This is a genomic window from Nocardioides sp. QY071 (genome assembly GCF_029961765.1).
Taxonomy (GTDB): Bacteria; Actinomycetota; Actinomycetes; order Propionibacteriales; family Nocardioidaceae; genus Nocardioides.
Genome location: NZ_CP124681.1, coordinates 100270 through 119426, shown reverse-complemented (window position 1 = coordinate 119426; position 19157 = coordinate 100270). Strand labels below are relative to the sequence as shown.

Annotated in this window: 19 protein-coding genes; 1 reads left to right on the top strand and 18 read right to left on the bottom strand. The window is 73.1% G+C overall.

The features are described from left to right. Nucleotides 1-3 precede the first annotated feature (3 nt). The 11 genes from QI633_RS00540 to QI633_RS00490 form a co-directional block, all read right to left on the bottom strand. Nucleotides 4-1596, bottom strand: a complete 1593-nt coding sequence (locus QI633_RS00540; RefSeq protein WP_141796419.1) for an acyl-CoA carboxylase subunit beta — start codon at nt 1594-1596, stop codon at nt 4-6. Next, nucleotides 1593-2063: an SRPBCC family protein gene (locus QI633_RS00535; RefSeq protein WP_141796420.1), complete on the bottom strand. Its 471-nt coding sequence runs from the start codon at nt 2061-2063 to the stop codon at nt 1593-1595. The genes QI633_RS00540 and QI633_RS00535 overlap by 4 nt, the downstream gene beginning before the upstream one ends. After that, nucleotides 2063-3214, bottom strand: a complete 1152-nt coding sequence (locus QI633_RS00530) for an acyl-CoA dehydrogenase family protein (RefSeq protein WP_141796421.1) — start codon at nt 3212-3214, stop codon at nt 2063-2065. The genes QI633_RS00535 and QI633_RS00530 overlap by 1 nt, the downstream gene beginning before the upstream one ends. A 61-nt stretch (nt 3215-3275) precedes the next feature. Continuing rightward, nucleotides 3276-4991 carry an acyclic terpene utilization AtuA family protein gene (locus QI633_RS00525; RefSeq protein ID WP_282427767.1) on the bottom strand — a complete coding sequence of 572 codons (1716 nt, stop codon included), beginning with the start codon at nt 4989-4991 and terminating at the stop codon, nt 3276-3278. Next, entirely contained in the window at nt 4988-5785 is a 798-nt protein-coding gene (locus tag QI633_RS00520; RefSeq protein WP_282427766.1) for a TIGR03084 family metal-binding protein, read from the bottom strand. Before QI633_RS00520 ends, QI633_RS00525 begins: the two co-directional genes overlap by 4 nt. Then, complete coding sequence (locus tag QI633_RS00515) at nt 5785-6390, bottom strand: TetR/AcrR family transcriptional regulator (RefSeq protein WP_313901087.1); 606 nt, start codon at nt 6388-6390, stop codon at nt 5785-5787. Before QI633_RS00515 ends, QI633_RS00520 begins: the two co-directional genes overlap by 1 nt. 85 nt (nt 6391-6475) lie before the next feature. Continuing rightward, complete coding sequence (locus QI633_RS00510; RefSeq protein WP_282427765.1) at nt 6476-9067, bottom strand: ABC transporter permease; 2592 nt, start codon at nt 9065-9067, stop codon at nt 6476-6478. Then, complete coding sequence (locus tag QI633_RS00505) at nt 9064-9783, bottom strand: ABC transporter ATP-binding protein (protein WP_141796425.1); 720 nt, start codon at nt 9781-9783, stop codon at nt 9064-9066. Before QI633_RS00505 ends, QI633_RS00510 begins: the two co-directional genes overlap by 4 nt. Continuing rightward, nucleotides 9780-9911, bottom strand: coding sequence for a hypothetical protein (locus tag QI633_RS00500; RefSeq protein ID WP_260805669.1), 132 nt, complete (start codon nt 9909-9911; stop codon nt 9780-9782). Before QI633_RS00500 ends, QI633_RS00505 begins: the two co-directional genes overlap by 4 nt. Further along, a complete protein-coding gene (locus tag QI633_RS00495) occupies nt 9908-10534 on the bottom strand; it encodes a PadR family transcriptional regulator (RefSeq protein WP_141796426.1) in 627 nt (208 codons plus the stop codon). The genes QI633_RS00500 and QI633_RS00495 overlap by 4 nt, the downstream gene beginning before the upstream one ends. A 74-nt stretch (nt 10535-10608) precedes the next feature. After that, nucleotides 10609-11337, bottom strand: coding sequence for a hypothetical protein (locus tag QI633_RS00490; RefSeq protein WP_282427764.1), 729 nt, complete (start codon nt 11335-11337; stop codon nt 10609-10611). A 63-nt stretch (nt 11338-11400) separates the two neighbouring features. Between QI633_RS00490 and QI633_RS00485 the strand changes: the two genes are divergently transcribed. Continuing rightward, entirely contained in the window at nt 11401-12162 is a 762-nt protein-coding gene (locus QI633_RS00485; protein WP_141796428.1) for an SDR family oxidoreductase, read from the top strand. On the opposite strand, the gene QI633_RS00480 is transcribed toward QI633_RS00485, so the two are convergent. The 7 genes from QI633_RS00480 to QI633_RS00450 are packed head-to-tail and all read right to left on the bottom strand — an operon-like array spanning nt 12146 to nt 19143. Continuing rightward, nucleotides 12146-13237, bottom strand: a complete 1092-nt coding sequence (locus tag QI633_RS00480) for a VanZ family protein (protein WP_141796429.1) — start codon at nt 13235-13237, stop codon at nt 12146-12148. The two genes, QI633_RS00485 and QI633_RS00480, sit on opposite strands and share 17 nt — an antisense overlap. Before the next feature lie 10 nt (nt 13238-13247). After that, nucleotides 13248-13913: a histidine phosphatase family protein gene (locus QI633_RS00475; RefSeq protein WP_282427763.1), complete on the bottom strand. Its 666-nt coding sequence runs from the start codon at nt 13911-13913 to the stop codon at nt 13248-13250. Further along, complete coding sequence (locus QI633_RS00470) at nt 13913-14986, bottom strand: phosphotransferase family protein (RefSeq protein ID WP_141796431.1); 1074 nt, start codon at nt 14984-14986, stop codon at nt 13913-13915. Before QI633_RS00470 ends, QI633_RS00475 begins: the two co-directional genes overlap by 1 nt. After that, nucleotides 14983-15759: an SDR family NAD(P)-dependent oxidoreductase gene (locus QI633_RS00465; protein ID WP_282427762.1), complete on the bottom strand. Its 777-nt coding sequence runs from the start codon at nt 15757-15759 to the stop codon at nt 14983-14985. The genes QI633_RS00470 and QI633_RS00465 overlap by 4 nt, the downstream gene beginning before the upstream one ends. Then, a complete protein-coding gene (gene rocD, locus QI633_RS00460) occupies nt 15756-16985 on the bottom strand; it encodes an ornithine--oxo-acid transaminase (protein WP_282427761.1) in 1230 nt (409 codons plus the stop codon). The genes QI633_RS00465 and rocD overlap by 4 nt, the downstream gene beginning before the upstream one ends. A gap of 21 nt (nt 16986-17006) precedes the next feature. Further along, complete coding sequence (locus tag QI633_RS00455; protein ID WP_282427760.1) at nt 17007-18449, bottom strand: hypothetical protein; 1443 nt, start codon at nt 18447-18449, stop codon at nt 17007-17009. Beyond that, nucleotides 18424-19143 (bottom strand): ABC transporter ATP-binding protein, encoded by a 720-nt coding sequence (locus QI633_RS00450; RefSeq protein ID WP_282427759.1) that lies wholly within the window; start codon nt 19141-19143, stop codon nt 18424-18426. The genes QI633_RS00455 and QI633_RS00450 overlap by 26 nt, the downstream gene beginning before the upstream one ends. Nucleotides 19144-19157 lie beyond the last annotated feature (14 nt).

The following is a 19157-nucleotide window of genomic DNA, read 5'->3' as shown; positions in this document are numbered from 1 at the left end:
CGCTCACATCCTGAAGACGCCGAAGTTCATGGCGCCCTCGATCGGCTGGTTGTCGATGACGGACAGGCAGATGCCCAGCACCGTCCGGGTGTCGCGCGGGTCGATGACGCCGTCGTCGTAGACCATCCCCGAGAGGACGTACGGCAGCGACTGCTCCTCGATCTGCGTCTCGACCATCTCCTTGATCGCGACGAATCCCTCGGCGTCGAAGGGCTGGCCCTTCTTCTCCGCGGACTCGCGGGCGACGATCTCGAGGACGCCGGCGAGCTGGGCCGGGCCCATCACCGACGACTTCGCCGAGGGCCAGGTGAACAGGAACCGCGGGTCGTAGGCCCGGCCGTTCATGCCGTAGTTGCCTGCGCCGTACGACGAGCCCATGATCACCGTCAGGTGCGGGACCTTCGAGTTGGAGACCGCGTTGATCATCATCGCGCCGTGCTTGATGATGCCGCCCTGCTCGTACTCCGCGCCGACCATGTAGCCGGTCGTGTTGTGCAGGAACAGCAGCGGCGTGTCCTTCTGGTTCGCCAGCTGGATGAACTGCGCGGCCTTCTGGGCCTCCTCGCTCATCAGCACGCCGCGGGCGTTGGCGAGGATGCCGATCGGGTGACCGTGCAGCTGGGCCCAGCCCACGCACAGCGCCGAGCCGTAGAGCGGCTTGAACTCGTCGAAGGGGACCTCGTTGCCGGGGCCGGTCCCGTCGACGATGCGCAGGATCGCCTCGCGCGGGTCGAAGGGCTCCTTGAGGTCGGTGGGGATCAGGTCGAGCAGGTCCTCGGGGTCGAGGTCCGGCTCGGCGTAGGTCGCGGCGGGGACGGCACCCTGCTTGCGCCAGTTGAGCCGGGCGACGGTACGACGGGCGAGCCGGATCGCGTCGTGCTCGTCGACGGCGAGGAAGTCGGAGGAGCCGGAGATCCGCGAGTGCATCTCGGCGCCGCCGAGGGTCTCGTCGTCGGACTCCTCGCCGGTGGCCATCTTCACCAGCGGCGGGCCGGCCAGGAACACCTTGGCCTGCTCCTTGACCATGATCACGTAGTCGCTCATGCCGGGCACGTACGCGCCACCCGCGGTGGAGTTGCCGAAGACCACCGAGATGGTGGGCTGCTTGCGGGCGCTGGCCCGGGTGAGGTCGCGGAACCCGCGGCCGCCGGGGATGAAGATCTCCTTCTGGGTGGGCAGGTCCGCGCCGCCGGACTCGGTGAGGTTGATCGTCGGGAGGAAGTTCTTCTCGGCGATCTCGGCCGCCCGGAAGGACTTCTTGAGCGACCACGGGTTGAGGGCGCCGCCCTTGACCGTCGGGTCGTTGGCGACGATCAGGCACTCGACGCCCTCGACGACGCCGATGCCGGTCACCAGCGAGGCGCCGACCGCGAAGTCGCTGCCCCAGCCGGCCAGCGGCATCAGCTCGAGGAACGCGGAGCCCTCGTCGACGAGCAGCTCGATCCGCTCGCGGGCGGTGAGCTTGCCGCGCTCACGATGCCGGGCGACGTACTTGCCACCGGCCTCGACCGCCTTCTCCTGCTCCGCGTGCAGGTCGGCGATCTTGGCCTCCATGGCCGCGCGCCGCTCCTGCTCGGGGGTCTGTGTCGTGGTCATGCCTCCACCACCGCCTTCATCCTCTCCAGGGTCGTGCGCATGCCGCGCTCATTGGTCTTGCCGCGCAGCCGGCCCAGCAGCAGCCAGTAGCCGCGCATGAACCAGGCCGGCGTGAGCCGGAAGTACTCCGTGACGCTCGTGCCGCCGTTCTCGGGCTGCATCCGGTAGCCCCACGTGTTGAGGGCGTTGCCGTCGAGCCCGACCGCGAACTCGAACACCTCGTTCTCGACGGCCTTGGTGACCGTGCAGGGCGTCCAGTAGACGGGCCCGACGCCGTTGCGCTTGACGTGTCCCTTGAACCGGGCGCCGGCCACGGGTCCGGTGGCGCCGTGGGTCCAGGTGGCCTCGAAGGTCTCGGGCGAGAACTCACCGATCCGGGTGACGTCGCTGACCAGCGCCCAGACGTCCTCGACCGGCGCCTTCATGTGCACCGTCACCTCGCCGCCGAGCGGCTTCAGCAGGCCCATCACGCGTAGCCCAGCAGCTTGGCCGCGAGATCGGTGAGGACCTCCGTGGCACCGCCGCCGATCGGGAGCAGCCGGACGTCGCGGTAGTGGCGCTCGACCTCGGACTCGCGCATGTAGCCCATGCCGCCGTGCAGCTGGACGGCCTGGTCGGCCACCCACACCGCGGTGTCGACGGCGGTCTGCTTGGCCAGGCAGGCCTCCGCGATGACGTTCTCACCGGCGACGTAGCGCCGCGCGACCTCGAGCGTGTAGCCGCGCGCGACCGCGACCTGGCGGTGCATCTCGACCAGCTTGGCCCGCACCACCTGGTTCTTGACCAGCGGCTTGCCGAAGGTCTCGCGGTCCTTGCAGTACTGCACGGACAGGTCGAGGCAGCGCATCGCGTGGCCGTAGCCCATCAGCGCGAGGAAGATCCGCTCGGTGACGAAGTTCTCGGCGATGTAGTAGAAGCCGTGGTTCTCCTCGCCGACCAGGTTGCCGACCGGGACCCGCACGTCGACGTAGGACAGCTCGCCGGTGTCGGAGGCCAGCCAGCCCATCTTGTCGAGCTTGCGGGAGACGGTGAAGCCCGGCGTGCCCTTGGGTACGACGATCATCGAGATGCCGTGCGCGCCCGCCTCGCCCGTGCGTACGGCCGTGGTGACGAAGTCGCCGCGGACGCTGGAGGTGATGAACGTCTTGGCGCCGTTGATCACCCAGTGGTCGCCGTCGCGGACCGCACGGGTGCTGATGCTCGCGACGTCGGATCCGGTGCCGGGCTCGGTGACCGCCATCGAGCCGATCAGGTCGCCGGCCAGGGTCGGGCGGACCCACGCGTCGATCAGCTCAGGCGAGCCGTTCTGGATGATGTGCGGGATCGCGATCCCGTGCGTGAAGGCCGAGGCCATCGCGCCGCCGGACCAGCCGGCCGCCATGAAGCCCTCCTGCGCGGCGCAGATGTCGACCAGGGTGCCGCCGTCGCCGCCGACCTCCTCGCTGACGCCGATGCCGAGGAGCCCGGCGTGCGCGAGCTTCTTCTGCAGCTCGCGCGGCAGCTCGCCGTCGCGCTCCCACTGGTCGAGGTGCGGGGTGACCTCACGCTTGGTGAACTCGATGGCGCTCTGCTTGAGCGCCAGCTGCTCGGGGGTCCAGCCGTGGTCGAACGAGGTCATCGGGGTCCCCGCGAACTTGTTCGGAGGAGCGAAGCGGGGGAGAAGAAGTTCGTGGGGTGATTCATACGAGGTCCTCCTGGATGTGGACGATCCGGCTGCGGACCCACTCACCCAGGCCCTTGGCCTGCGGGTCGAACCGGGTGGACGCGGCGACGCCGTCGCCGAGCAGGCCGTGGATGACGACGTTGACCGCGCCCAGGTTGGGCAGCACGTAGACGTCGACGTCGAGGTCGCGCGCCTCCGGGATCAGCTCGCGGATCTTGCGGTCCTTGACGATCTTGGCGAGCCACTGCACGCGCGCCTCGTACTTGGGCGAGCCGTCGTGCTTGACCCACAGGCCGAGGTTCGCGTTGCCGCCCTTGTCGCCCGAGCGAGCGTGCACGAAGGTGCCGAGCGGCATGCGGCGGGTGATCGTGTCGGCCGGGGCGGGGTACGGCGAGGGCCGCTTGCCGAGCTCGGCGTCGAGCTCCGCGGGGTCGGCGAACGTGGTCGGGTCGGCGATCACCTCGCGGGTGCCGTCGTGGTGGACCACCGTGTGCTGCACCTGGGCCCGGTCGACGTACTCGGGCGTGTAGATGCCGAACGGACTGGGCTTCTGCGGCGGGGTGGTCATCGTGAAGCCGGGGTAGCTGGCGAGCGCGAGCTCGACCGCGGGGCCGGTGAACGGCTTGCCGAGCGGGCCGGCCTCGGGGTCCTTGCCGATGCAGCGCAGGATGACCGAGGCGCCCTCCTCGGTGTCCGCATCCCCCGTGCGTGCCGGGGTCTGGGTCCACGTCACGTCCTTCGCGGTGAGGTGCGGGTCGAGCTGGCTGCGCAGCCACTCGGCCTTCGCGTCGACGTCGAGGCCGGTGAGCACGAACTCCACCTGGTTGCGGTAGCCGCCGAGCCGGTTGACCGCGACCTTGAGCTGCTCGGGCGGTGCGGTGCCGGTGGCGCCGCTGATCTCGACCCGGTCCGGACCCTGCTGGTGCAGCCGGATCGAGTCCAGACGCGTGGTGACGTCGGGGTTGAGGTAACGCGTCGTCTGGATCTCGTAGAGCAGCTGCGCGGTGACGGTGTCGACGGTGACCGCGCCGCCGGTGCCGTCGTGCTTGGTGATCACGCTGCTGCCGTCGGCGGCGATCTCGGCGATCGGGAAGCCGAGCGGCCTGTCCATCGGGGCGCCGGCCCGGAACAGGTCGACGAAGCCGGAGAAGTTGCCGCCGGTCGCCTGGGTGCCGCACTCGATGACGTGGCCCGCGACGACGGCACCGGCCAGGGCGTCGTAGGACGTGGGCGTCCAGCCGTGGTGGGCGATCGCCGGGCCGACGACGACGCTGGCGTCGGTCACGCGCCCGGTGACGACGATGTCGGCCCCGTTGCTCAGTGCGGACGCGATGCCGAAAGCACCGAGATAGGCGTTGGCGGTGAGCGCGCCCTCGAACAGCTGGGCCGAGCGCAGGTCGTCGCCCTCGACGTACGCGACCTTGGCGCCGGTGCCGAGCTCCTCGATCTTGCGGGCCAGGGCCGCGGGGTTGAGGCCGCCGGCGTTGCTGACGATCTTCACGCCCTTGTCGAGGGCGAGGCCGAGGGTGTCCTCGAGCTGCTTGAGGAAGGTGCGGGCGTAGCCCAGGTCGGCGTCGCGCAGCGTGTCCATGCCGAGGATCAGCATGGTCAGCTCGGCGAGGTAGTCGCCGGTGATGACGTCGACGTCGCCACCCTCGAGCTGCTCCCGCAGCGCGGAGAGGCGGTCGCCGTAGAAGCCGGAGCAGTTGGCGATCCGGATCGGTTCGGTCACTTCGGGTCCCTCCCTCCGCCGGCGGGGCCGGCGAACGCCTGCGCGATGGTGAGCCACTTCTCAGCGTCCTCGCCGACGGCCTTCAGGTCGGTGTCGTCACGGTGGACCCGCTGAGTGACCAGCTGGCAGAAGTCGTACGCCGAGCCGGTGACGATCTGGGGAGCATCCCCAGGTCCCCAGGTCCACAGCTCGCCGCTCGGCGCCGTCAGCTCGACCCGGAACTCCTCGGCCGGAGCCTCGAGCCCGTTGTTGGCGTAGGCGAAGTTGCGGGTGCGCACGCCGATGTGGGCGACGTGGCGGATCCGGTCGGTGACCTCGGGACGCACGCCGACGGCGTCGTACACGTCCAGCGCGTGGGCCCAGGTCTCCATGAAGCGGGCGGTCGCCATCGACGTCGGCGACATCGGCGGGCCGAACCACGGCAGCTTCTGACCGTCGGGCACGTTGCGCAGCGCGGCGGCGAGCACGTCGCGGCCCGCGTCCCAGCGGGTCAGCAGCTGCTGCGGCGGGAGGGCTCCGAACGCCAGTGCCTGCGCGTCGACGAAGCCCGAGGGGTCGTTGATGGCGTCCAACACGACTGCGTCCCAGGCCTCCTTCCCGCCACCGGTGTGCGCCAGCGAGGCGAGGACCGCGACCTCGTCGGTCCAGGCCAGGTGACCGATCGTGGTCGCGATGTCCCACCCCTCGGCGGGGGTAGCGGCGTGCCAGCCCGCGTCGTCGAGGCCGACGACGACCGTGCGCAGCGCGTCGCCCTCGGCCGAGAGATCGGCGAGGATCTCGTCCAGAACCGTCATCAGCTCTCCTTGCTCAGGGCCGCGTCCAGCGTGCGCGCCCACTCGGTGAGGATCCGGCGGCGACGACGGGCGTCGTCGCCGAGCGTGTTGGCGAGGCCGAGGCCACGGACCAGGTCGAGGGTCGCCTGCACCAGCTCGCGGGCGCCGGGCTGCGCCTCGTCGACGCCGAGCAGCTCGACCGTCAGCCGGTGGGTCTCGCGCCCGACGTGCTGCTCGAGCGGCGCGACCTCCTCGTGCAGGCCCGGGTCGGTGCGGGCGGCGACCCACAGCTCGAGCGCCGCGGTGAAGACGGGCGAGGCGAAGTGGTCGCCGAGCATCTGCACGACCGCCTCGGTGCGTCCCCGGCCCTTCGGCAGCTTCGCCGCTGCGGCCTCGAGGTCGGACCCGCGGATCGCGGTCAGGTGGCCGACCGCGGCGACGACCAGGTCGTTCTTGGTCGGGAAGTGGTGCAGCTGCGCGCCGCGGCTGACGCCGGCGCGCTCGGAGACCAGCGTGGTCGTCGTACCGCCGAAGCCCTTCTCGACCAGCAGCTCGACCGTCGCGTCCATCAGCCGCTGCCGCATGGCGCGGGTGCGCTCCTCCTGCGGCACGCGGGTCGTGGTCACGGCGCCAGCATGGCGCGAGAGAAACAAACAGTCAAGACTGACTTTAAGTAACTCGGAGACACCTGACCAGGGCGGTGCGGTCAGGTCAGTCGATCCGCGCCACCAACGGCAGCCGGCTCCGCGCGCACAGCCCGACGGCGGCAGCGGTGAGCAGCGGCAGGCCGACGACCACGAGCCCGAGCAGCGGCCACGGGACGGCGAGCAGCGTGCTGCCGTCGTCGCCGCGGGACAGGGGGCGGCTCACGGCGATGCCGGGAATGAACCCGATCGGCGTGCCGAGCAGGGCGCCGGCGAGCCCGACGACCAGCGCGTACGCCGCCGCCACCCGCCGCCGCGTGCGGGGACGCGCGCCGATCGCGGCCATGGTGGCGAGGTCGGGGCGGGCGTCGGAGAGTGCGAGGAAGGTGGCGGTGAGCGTGCCGCCGAGCATCAGGATGCCGCCGAGGATCGCCAGCACCCACTGCAGGATGCGGACGGCGTCCTCAGGCTGGTAGCCGCGCTCCACCACGAGGGTGCCCGCGCCGGGCACGGAGGCCAGCGTCTCGGACAGGTCCTCCTGGGCGGCCGCGGAGATCGACGGGGCCACGGCCAGCGCGGTGGTGGCGACGGGCAGGCCGAGGTCGGCGGCGAGGGTGGGAGGGAAGATCGCCGACGCGGCACCGAGCCCGCCCGGCGGGCGCACCGTGACGGCGGGGAGGTCCTCGATCCGCTCGCCGAGCACGACCCGCACCCGCTCGGACACCTCGGGCCCGAACGCGTCGTTGCCGCGGACCAGGACGACGCGGCCCGCGGCCAGCGCCCGGTCGGCCCGGTCCCGCTCGGCGGGGCTGAGCCCGAGCGCGGCGGGAGCGGTGCCGGCGACCAGCTGGCCGGTGCCGAAGACACCCGAGGTGGGTAGGACCAGCGGCTCGTCGCCGACCTGGAAGGTGACCTCGAGGCCGGCCTCCGGGTCGTCCGAGCGGAGCCCGGAGACGGCCTCGACCGCAGCACCGGGGAGGCGCTCGGTCAGGACCTGCTGCACGGCGGCCGGGTCGGCCGTCGCATCGAGCGGGACCGCGCCGTACCCGTGGGCCAGCTGGGGGTCGTAGTCCCGCTCGTCGGCCGCCTGCTGGCTGGTGAGCGCGAGGGCGAGGGCGATCACGCCGGCCACGGTCGCCCCCACGGCGGCGACCGCCGGGACGGTGCGGGTGCGGTGCCGGGCGGCGTCGCGGGCGGCGAACCGCAACGACATCGGGAAGCGCCGCGCGATCCGCGCAACCAGCGCCACGACGGTGCCGACGAGCAGGATCATGCCGACGACCGAGAGCAGCGCCGACGCGGCCACCAGTACCGGCGAGGAGCCGCTCGCACGCGAGCCGAGCACGCCCGCTGTCGCGCCCGCGCCGATCAGGACCAGGCCGAGCGCGGGCGAGCGGCGCGAGGGCCGGCCCTCGCCGCGGCGGCCGGCCAGCACCGCGACCACGTCCTGGCGCGAGGCCGAGAGGGCCGGCACCACGGCCGCCAGGACGGCGGCGGCCAGCCCGAAGCAGGCGACGACGGCCAGCAGCGGCCACGGCACCTCGAACGGCCCGAACCAGGTGCCCTGGAAGCGCTGCGCGACGGGCACCAGCACCGCGCCGACGCCGATCCCGAGGACGACACCGAGCAGGCCGCCGACCACGCCGACCACGACCCCCGACGCGAGGACGGTACGGCGCGCCTGGGCCGGCGTCCCCCCGGCGGCCGCGACGAGCGCGAGCGTGCGCGCCTGGGCCCGGGCGCGGACGGCGAAGGCCGGTCCCGCGAGCAGGACCACCTCGAGCAGCACCATCGTCACGACCAGCAGCAGCGCGGTCACCTTCGTCTGGTCGACCGGCTCGTCGGTGGTCACCTCGGGTGGGAGCGCGGAGTCCGGCGCAGGGTCGGAGAGCACCCGGCGCGAGGCGGCGAACAGGCCGACGGCGTTGAGGGCACGGACGTCGTCCCAGCTCACCGGGGCGCCGCCGACCAGCCACGACGGCTGGCCGTCGGGCGTGCCGAGCGCGCCGGGGAGGACCGCGGCGACGGCCTCCTTGCGGGTGGTCGCGCTCGCGGCGATGCCGACGACGTGCAGGTCGGTGCGGGTCTCCCCGTCCGTCGTCCGACGCAGCACGGTGAGCGTCGCGCCGAGGCCGGGGCCGCGCCCGGCGGTGACGGGGTTGACCACGACCTCGTCGGCGGTGCGGGGGTAGCGGCCCTCCTCGAGCCGGAACAGCCCGTCGGTGAGCGGGTTCGCGAGCTCGGTCTCGGTGACGAGAAGGTCGCCGACACCGCGGTCGGTGCGGTACGACAGGTACTCCTGGGCGAACGGCACGAGCTCGCGGTCGGAGCCGAGCACCGCGCGCACCTCCTCGGCGGTCGCCACGTGCTCGTCCTCGCTGACCCACGACGTGATGCCGTCGGGGTCGAAGGCCTGCAGCACCTCGGAGGTGCCGCTGCCGCTGACCAGCGCGGCCGACGTACCGAGCCGCCGGTCGACGCCCTCGGCACCCGACACGCTCGCCGTACGCCACACGACGGCGGCCGCCGCCACGGCCAGCACCGGCAGGCAGACGAGCACCAGCATGAGCGCGGTCTGCGCCTTGCGCCGCCAGGCCTCGCGGCGCGCGAGCCGCAGCGCGACCCGCCAGCCGCCCAGGGCGTGGCTCCCCTTGCTCATCGGGCGGCCGGCTCGACGAGGACGTCGGCCCGGTCGGTGCCGGTCTCGTCGACCACGACGCCGTCGCGCAGGAACACCACGCGGTCGGCCCAGGCGGCGTGCCGCGCCTCGTGGGTGACAAGGACGCCCGCGGCGCCGGCGTCGCAGCGCGCCCGGAGCAGCTGGAGGATTCCCTCGCCGGTCTCGGTGTCGAGGGCGCCGGTCGGCTCGTCGGCGAGGATCAGCCGACGCTCACCGACCACCGCGCGGGCGATCGCGACGCGCTGCTGCTGGCCGCCGGACATGTTGTCGGGGAACCGGTCGGCGAGGTCGAGGATGCCGACCTCCTCGAGCGCGCGCCGCGCCTCGGCCCGGGCCTGGCGTGGGCCGATGCCGTCGAGCTCACGGGGAAGGGCGACGTTCTCGGTCGCGGTGAGCGCGGGGATCAGGTTGAAGCCCTGGAAGACGTAGCCGATCGACGTACGCCGCATCCGGGCCCGCCCCTGCTGCCCGAGGCGGGCGAGGTCGACTCCCTCGACGCTGACCTCACCGCTGGTCGGCTGGTCGAGCCCGCCGGCGATGGTGAGCAGGGTCGACTTGCCGGAGCCGGAGGGCCCCATGACGGCGACCAGCTCGCCGGGGTACGCCGCGAAGGAGACGCCGCGCAGCGCGAGCACCTCGTGGGGCGCGACGCCGTGGGTGCGGGTGACGTCGGTGAGCTGCAGGACGGGGTTCATCGCTCTTGCTTTCGGGAGAGGAGGCGGGCGGCGCGGATGCGCTGGAGACGGTCGCGGGCGTCGGCGAGCCAGCGCCGCTCGGCCTGGTCGAGGCGGCGGGCCTGGTCGTGCAGGTCGGCGCCGCTCACCGGATGCCCCTCGCGGGAGTTTCACCGGCCGGCCGGTGAAACTCGCGCTTGGACGAGGAAGCTTCCTCGTCCAAGCGCGAGTTTTCTCGTCCAACCTCGGAGGCGGCCCGGCGCAACCGGGACTCGCAGTGGTCGAGCCAACGGATCTCCGCCTCGGCGCCGAACACCAGGGAGTCGAGGACCAGGCTCCACGCGAGGTCCGCGGGATCGGCGGACCCGGTCGCCTGCCGCTTGAGGCGGGTGTAGTCCTGGAGTGCGGCCATCGTGGCGCTGCGCTGCTGCTGGATGACCGTGCCGACGTCGACGCCGGGCACGGTCACGGCGAGGGCGAGCTTGATGGCCAGCTCGTCGCGCGGCGGCTGGGTCCGCGCGACCGGCGTGGTGAACCAGGTGGCGACCTCGCCCCGCCCCGCGTCGGTGATCCGGTAGATCACGTGGCCCTCGCCGTCCTCGCCGTCGGCGAGGGCGAGGCCGTCGCGCTCGAGCCGGGTCAGCGTCGTGTAGACCTGCCCGACGTTGAGCGGCCACGTGGTGCCGGTGCGCTGCTCGAACTCGGCGCGCAGCTGGTAGCCGTACATCGGCTGCTGCTCCAGCAGGGCCAGCAGAGCGTGCTTGACGGACATCGGGACTCCTCGGAACGACTACATACCGGGTATAGGAAATGTATACCCGGTATGTGGTTGCCCTGTCGAACCCGCTACTCCTCGCAGCCCCGGCGGACCTCGGCGGTGCAGGTGTCCTTGCCCGCGCCACCGACGACGGTGTCGTAGCCGCCGCGACCGTTGAGCACGTCCCGGCCGGCGCCGCCCCGCAGCACGTTGTCGAGGGCATCGCCCAGGATCAGGTCGTCGTCCGGGGTGCCGCGGACCTCCTCGATCCCGGCCAGGGCGGTGCGCATCCGCAGGAGCCCGACCTCGGCGTCCGCGGACGCCAGGCCCAGGGCGAGGTTGACGTAGACCCCCGATGTGGTGCCGGGGACGTAGCCCTCGTAGAAGACCACCCGGTCGTAGCCCGCGCCGCCGTCGAAGGATCCGGGGCCCATCGGCGCCCAGGCGGTGTCGGCGCCCTTGCCACCGCGGGCCGTACCGACGCCGTGGAAGCTGTCGGCGCCCTTGCCCCCGTCGGCGCGCCCGGCGTAGTAGACGGTGTCGTCGCCGCGCCCACCGACCACCCGGGTCCGGGCGACGCCGCAGATCAGGTCGTCGCCGTCGAGCCCGAGGACGACATCGCGCCCCTGTCCGCGCCCAGCGACGATGACGTCGCGCTTGCTCGTGCCGACGATCCGGTCGTTGCCCTTCGACGGATCGACGATCGTGGCGCGCTTGCCCGCGCAGGTCGGCACCGGCGCCTGAGCGTGCGCGACACCCGCCAGGCCGCTGCCGGCAGCGAGCAACGCCACCACCGCTCCCGTCCCGATCCGCCGCATCCGTGCTCCCTTCCGAGGTCGGCCGTCACCCTGCCACAGCGCCGGGTACGCCAGACTGCCGCCATGGCACCGACGATCCTGATCACCGGCGCGTCGAGCGGACTGGGCGCCGAGATGGCCCGCCAGTTCGCCGCTCGCGGCCACGACCTCGCGCTGGCCGCCCGGCGTACCGAACGGCTCGAGGAGCTCGCCGCCGAGATCCGGGCCGCCCACCCCGAGCGCCGGGTCGCACTGCGCGCGCTCGACGTCACCGATCACGCCGCCGTGTTCCGGGTGTTCGGCGAGCTGCACGAGGAGCTCGGCCGCCTGGACCGGGTCGTGGTCAACGCCGGCCTCGGCAAGGGCGCCAAGCTCGGCACCGGCCGCTTCGACGCCAACCTCGAGACCGCGATGACCAACTTCGTCGGCGCGCTGGCGCAGACCGAGGCGGCGATGGAGGTCTTCCGCGCGCAGGAGGCCGGGCACCTGGTGATGGTGTCGTCGATGTCGGCGATGCGCGGGATGCCCTCCTCGATGACGACGTACGCCGCCACCAAGGCCGGCGTCGCACATCTGGCCGAGGGGCTGCGGACCGAGCTGCACGGCACCCGGCTGCAGAAGAGGATCAAGGTGACCGTGCTCTACCCGGGCTACATCCGCTCCGAGATGAACGACAAGGTCGAGCAGCAGACGCCGCTGATGTCGTCGACCGAGAAGGGCGTGGCCGCGATGGTGTCTGCGATCGAGAAGGAGGTCGCCGACGCGTGCGTGCCGCCGCTGCCGTGGGCGGCGATGGCACCGGTCATGAAGCACGCCCCGCTCGGCGTGCTCAAGAAGCTGATCTGACCGGTTCCCGCTCCCGCACCGAGCGCGGCAGCACGATCTCGAGGTCGAGCCCGGCCGCGGCCTGGGCCAGTCCCCGGTGCCCACCCCCCTTGGGGACGGCCAGCACCAGGGTGAGGACGACGAACAGTGCCAGCACCGGGCCGGTCCAGGCGCCGGGGATCGCGAGCAGCGCGACGAACGGGCCGATGCCGGTGGCCAGCTTGACCAACCGCGCGAGCGGGACCGGACCGCGGCCGCCGGTGGTGCGGACCGACACCACCCACTCGCCGACCGTCCGCCCGAGAACGAGCACGGCGGCCACCTCGACCAGCCCCGGGACGCCCCACTGCAGCAGCCGCTCCTGCGTGGTCGGCAGGTCCTCGAAGGGCACCTCGACGACGTACATCTGCACCGCCCGCCACACGATCGACAGTGCCGAGCCGAGCAGCACCACGAACAGCCCGTCGCAGACCATGCCGACCCACCTGCGACCGAGGGTGATCGTGCTCGGCCACACGACCTCCGGCCGCTGCCGCCGGATGAAGATCGCCGACACCAGCGAGCCGAGGGTCGCGCCGAGGGTGTTGATCATCAGGTCGTCGACGTCGAAGAGCCGGTAGGCGCAGGCGTAGAGGTGCCACACGCCGGTGGCCTGCGTGGTCTCGATGAGCAGCGAGACGGAGAAGCCGAGCAGGGTGGCCACGACGACCCCGCGCCGCGCGATCCGTCGTACGAACCAGCCGAGCGGTACGAACAGCAGCACATTGAGCGCCACCTGCAGGAACGCCGGGTCGTGCACCAGCGCCGACAGCCCGGCCCGCGAGCCGAGGTCGCCCCAGTCGATCGCGCGGATCGTGTCGAACGGGACCGTCTGGCGGCCCGCGCAGCGGTAGTCGTCGTCCGCCGGCATCGGCAGCAGCGTGTAGGTCCACAGCGCCAGCCCGTAGACCGCGCCAGCCAGCAGCACGGTGAGGTCGCGCGGACCGAGCCGCCCGTCCTTGCGGTACTCCACCGCCGCCACCGGGATCAGCAGGACCACCGCCACCACGGAGCCGAGGACCGTCGCGATGACGGCGTTCATCACCTGGTCGGACATGGCCGCGTCCCTAGCGGTAGGTCACCAGCGACCGCGGCAGGTGTGGGTGCTCGTTGAACGTGAGCAGCCGCGCGCCGGTGGCACCGACGATCACCCGGGTCACCGAGGTGTTCGCGACGACCGTGTTGAACCGCGCCCAGACGGGGCCCACCGCCGAGATGTCCGGTACGACGAGCAGCGCGGCCAGGGCCGCGATCACACCCCCGGACGTGACGACGAGCGTGGGTCCGGGGCGCTCAGCAGCGGCGGACAGCGCCGTGCGGGCCCGCCCGACGAAGGCGTCGTACGGCTCGGGGTAGCCGCCGTCGGGACCGGCCGCGCTCCAGTGCGCGGTGGAGATCTCGAACTGCTCCTGGAAGGCGCGCCGGTCGGTGGTGTGGTCGACCACCGCGCCGGTGGCCTCGGCGTACCGCGCGAGGACGCCGAGGTGGTCGAACTCGGCCCAGTCCTCGTCGACCTCCGCCGTCGGCGGGCCGGAGAGCGCGGAGGCCATCGCCTCCCAGGTCTCACGGTGCCGGCGCATCCCGCCGTGGACGACGGAGACCGGCTCCGGGCCCTCCTTGGCGAGCCACTGGCCGAGCACCCGGCCCTGCTCCCACCCGGTCTCGGAGAGCACGTCGTAGTCGTCGGAACCGAAGGACGCCTGGCCGTGACGGACCAGCAGCAGCACGCCCATCAGGCGCCCTCTCCCAGGCCGGCGAGGATCCGGCGGCAGCGGGCCTCGAGGTAGCCGACCGCCGGGCCGAACGCGGCGTACGCCTCGTTGGTGGTCTGGCCGTGGAAGTAGCGGTACCAGATCTGCTGGGCGATCACGGCCAGCCGGAACAGCCCGAAGACCTCGTAGAAGGTCCACTGCGCGGGAGTCAACGACAGCCCCGACCGCGCGCAGTAGGCGTCGACGAACTGCTGGCGGGTCCACATGCCCGGCGCGGTCGTCGGCTGGCGGCGGAAGAGCAGGAAGAACTCGTCGTCGTCGGCCTGCACCCAGTAGGCCATCGTGCAGCCGAGGTCCATCAGCGGGTCGCCGACGGTGGCCAGCTCCCAGTCGAGGAGGCCCACGATTCTGATCCGGGTCGGGTCGCTGAGCAGTTCTGGGTCGAGGACCATGTTGTCGAAGCGGTAGTCGTTGTGGATCATCCGCTGCCCGACGTCGGCGGGCTGGTGCGCGTCGAGCCAGCCGGTGATGTCGGACCAGTCGCCGGTGTCGTCGGTGCGGGCGTTGTCGAGCCGGGCGATCCAACCGCCGACCTGGCGTGCGACGTACCCGTCACCCTTGTTCAGCGCAGCCAGGCCGGGCACCGCCGACACGTCGATCGCGTGCAGGGCGACGAGGGTGTCGACGGCGGCGTCGCAGAGCGCGGACGCCTGCTCCTCGCTGATCGGGAAGCCGAAGTCGCGGCGTGGGATCAGCCCCTCGAGGCGCTCCATGACGTACAGCTCGCTGCCGATCGGGCTGTCCTCGGCGGCGCAGTACGCCGCCATCGCGGGCACCTGGCCGAAGACCGGCTTGAGCGCGTCCTGGATCCGGTACTCGCGCCCCATGTCGTGGGCGCCCTTGGCCTTGGTGCCGACGGGCGGGCGGCGCAGGATCAGGTCCGGCCCGTCCTGCATCCGCAACAGGTAGGTCAGGTTCGACGCGCCGCCGGGGAACTGCCGCACCTCGGCGATCGGCCCGCGGCCCAGCCAGGCCTCGACGGCCGCGACGTCGAAGGCGTCCTCGTCGCGGACCGGCCGCGAATCGTCGCTCACTCGGCCACCGCGTCGAGCTTGCGGGCCTGGGCGCGCATGACGGCGTCGTACGACGCACGGTCGGTCAGCTTGAGCTGGTAGGCCGCCCGCGCGGCGTCGTCCGGGATGATCAGCTCGGTGCCGGCGTCGATCGCGTCGAGCACCGCCGCCGCGATCTCGTCGGGTCCGAGCGGCGCGTCCTCGACCAGCTTGGTCATCACCTGCTGCAGCGCGGCGTCGCGGCCCTCGACGCCGGCCATCAGGTTGGTGCGGAAGTACGACGGGCACACGACGTGGGCGCTCACCCCGTGCGCGGCGAGCTCGTGCCCGGTGGTCTCGGTCAGCGCGACGACCGCGGCCTTGGTGGCGTTGTAGCCGCCCATCCCGGCGGGGTGCACGAGCCCGGCGAGCGAGGCGACGTTGACGACCCGCCCACTCCCCTGCCGCTTGAAGACCGGGGCGAAGGTGGCCGTCCCCCGCACCGCGCCGAGCAGGTTGATGTCGACCAGCCGCTGCCACTCGTCGATCCCGGACACGTCGAGCCGGCCACCACCGGCGATGCCCGCGTTGTTGACCAGGACGTCGAGCCCGCCCCAGGCCTGCTCGACGTGCTCGCGCGCGGCCGCCCAGTCGGCGTCACTGGTGATGTCGAGCGGAAGGATCCCGTCGCCGGCGGCGCGGTCGGTGCGGAGCACGTCGGCGCCCCGCTCCTCCCAGGCCCGGGCGAGGGCGGCGCCGAGCCCGGAGGCGGCGCCGGTGATCAGGACACGCTGGGTGTGCTGCGGCTGGGTCACCCGGCCGACAGTAGTGCCTCCTCCAGCACCGCCCGGAGGGCGCTCACGAGCAGGTCGATGTCGTCCTCCGCGCAGACCAGCGGCGGCGCGAAGCGGACCGTCGAGCCGTGCGTGTCCTTGGCGAGCACCCCGCGCCCCATCAACGCCTCGCACACCTGACGCCCGGTCAGCAGGCCCGGGTCGACGTCGACCCCGGCCCAGAGCCCTCGCGCCCGGACCGCGACCAGCCCGGACCCGACGAGCGCGTCCAGACCGGCGACGAGCCGCTTCCCGAGCACCCGGGCCCGCTCCTGGTACTCGCCCGTGGCCAGCAGGCCGACGACCTCGTGTCCGACCGCGGCCGCGAGCGGGTTGCCGCCGAAGGTGGAGCCGTGCGTGCCGGGGCGCACGACGCCCAGCACCTCTCGGTCCGCGGCGATCGCCGAGACGGGCAGGATCCCGCCCCCGAGTGCCTTCCCGAGCACATAGATGTCCGGTACGACGTCCTCGTGGTCGCACGCGAAGGTCCGACCGGTGCGGCCGAGCCCGGACTGGATCTCGTCGGCGACCATGAGCACATTGCGCTCGGTGCACAACTCGCGCAGACCGCGCAGGAACCCGTCGGGCGGGATGACCACGCCGCCCTCGCCCTGGATCGGCTCCAGCAGCACCGCCACCGTAGTCCCTGCGGAGGCGTCGATCGCGGCCGCGACGGCGGCCAGGTCGCCGTACGGCACCCCGACGAAGCCGGGCGTGAACGGCCCGTGGTCGGTGGTGGCGTCGGGGTCGTCGGAGAAGCCGATGATCGTGGTGGTGCGGCCGTGGAAGTTGCCGTGCATCGTGATGATGGTTGCCGCGCCCGGCGTCACGCCCTTGACCTGGTAGCCCCACTTGCGACTGACCTTGATCGCCGTCTCCACCGCCTCGGCGCCGGAGTTCATCGGTAGCACCATCTGCTTGCCCGTCAGCCCGGCCAGCGCCTCCACGAAGGGGCCGAGCTGGTCGTTGTGGAAGGCGCGACTGGTCAGGGTCAGCCGCTGCAGCTGCTCGGTGGCTCGGGCGACCAGCCGCGGGTGGCCGTGCCCGAAGTTGAGGGCGGAGTAGCCCGCCAGGCAGTCGAGATAGCGCCGGCCCTCGACGTCGGTCACCCACGCGCCCGCACCGGAAGCGAGCACCACCGGCAGCGGGTGGTAGTTGTGCGCGGCGTAGGTCTCGACGAGGTCGATGTGCTGGCGGGTCGTCGTCATGGCACCAGCATGAGGTCCTTGTCAGGCCGCCACAACGGCGACCACCGCCGCGCGCCGTACCGGGTCCGACCAGCGATGGGCGGCCCGGCCGATCCGGACCGCTGAGAAGGCCACCAGAAGAGCCGCGGTGAGGCCGACCAGGTCGGCCCGGCCGACGCGCGCGAACCCGGCGAGCAGCAGGCCGGACAGGGTCGTGGCGACGGAGAGCCGCAGCGAGTAGCCGACCATCGCGAGCGGCGGTGCGGGCGTGGCGCGGGCGGAGCGGAGGTCGACGGCGTACGGGTGCGCGAGGGACCAGCGCAGCGCGGCGGAGAGCGACTGGGCGACGACGACGAGCAGGGCCAGCACGACGGCCAGCGCCTCGGCGGCGGTGGGACGGCCGGCCCGGAGCGCGCCGAGGGCCAGGGTCGCCGTACCGGCGCCGAGGAGGACCTCCGCCAGCACCAGCGCCCGGGCGAGCAGGACCGTGCACGGGGAGACGGGCAGGGACTCGCGCCACAGCAGCCCGCGGCCGTCGAGGCACCACAGGTTGACGCCGAACAGCAGCACGCAGCCGGACGCGACCAGGCCGGGCAGCAGCACCAGGTTCGACCAGGCGAGGCCGCCGGCGAGCGCCACCGTGCCCGGCGCGAGGGCGAGCAGGACGGTGCCCCGCCGGAGCGGGACGCTGCGCCAGACCGAGGCGCGGTCGGTACGCCGCAGCAGGGCGAGGTCGGACGCGGGCAGGGGTCGCGGCGCGTACGTCGCGCCCTCGCGACGGGTCTCGTCGCGCGGCACCCGGCGGGCGGTGACCACGGCGAGGACGGCACCGGCGGCCACCAGCAGGACCGTCGCGGCGAGCAGCGCCACGACGGCCAGCGCCCGCGCGGCCGGGCCGCCGTGCTGGACCGCGTCGGCGACCAGCGGCGCCGGGAGCACCCCGAGGCCGGCGAGCGGCACCGCGAACCAGGCGAGGACCCCACGCCGGCGCAGGTACTCCCCGGCCCAGCCGACCGCCTGCGCCAGCGCGGTCGCGGCGACCAGCCAGGCGAGCGCGACCGGTACGGCGCCCGGCCCGGCGACCGCGGCCACCAGGCCGAGCAGGCCCCAGGCCTGGATCAGCCAGCCCGCGCTGAGCGGGGCGAGCAGCAGCGCACCCAGGTGGTCGGTCACCGGGCTGACCGGGAACACCGACGCCGGGTCGCGGGCGAGCAGCTCGCGGCCGCCCCCGCCGGCGACCGCTCCGCTCACGGCGACCAGGACGAGCGCGGCCAGGGCCGGTCGGAGGAGGCGGCCGAGGTCATCGCCGGGGGGGAGGAGAGCCGGCAGGACCACCGCTGCCACGGTGACCAGGCCGAGGCCGGCCAGGGCGAGCGCGGCGGCCCGTGGTCGTCGTACCGTCGCGCGGCGGAACCACAGCAGGTGCCGGACGTCGGCCAGCGCCCGGGAGAGCTCAGGCTCAGGCCAGGAGCGCGCGGTAGGCACGGGCTCCCTCGTCCCCGGCCATGTCCTCGGCGCTGACGGTGGCGACCCGCACGCCGCCGCGCAGCACCGCGACCTCGCCGCAGACCTCGACCGCGAGGTCGCGCAGGTGCGTGGACACGAGGACGGCGGCGCCGCGGGCCCGGGCGTCCTCGACGACGGCGAAGGTGGCCTCGACCCCGAGCGGGTCGACGCCGTCGAACGGCTCGTCGAGCAGCAACACCTCGGGCTCGTGCAGGGCGGCGAGCACGACGCTGAGCCGGCGGCCCATGCCGTGGCTGAACCCGGCGGTCACCCGGTGCGCGACGTCACCGAGGTCGAACTGCTCCAGCAGCGGGCGCGCCCGCTGCTCCCAGTCGTCGAGTCGGCGCAGCCGCGCGCTCAGCTGCAGGTGCTCCCACGGCGTCGCGCGCGGCACCAGGCCTCCGACGTCCGGGCAGTACCCGACCGCCCGCTTCGCCTGCAGCGGTGCGTGCGCCACCTCGGAACCGGCGACCACGGCCCGCCCCGAGGTCGGCGGTACGACGCCCGCCAGCACCCGCATGGTCGTCGACTTGCCCGCGCCGTTGCGCCCCAGCAGGGCCAGTGCCTGTCCCGCCTCGACCTGCAGGTCGACGCCGGCCACCGCGTCGACGGTGCCGAACCGGACGTGCAGCCCGGCGACCTCGACCATCACGGCTCCCACACGGGAGGCCATCGACAGCGACCGAC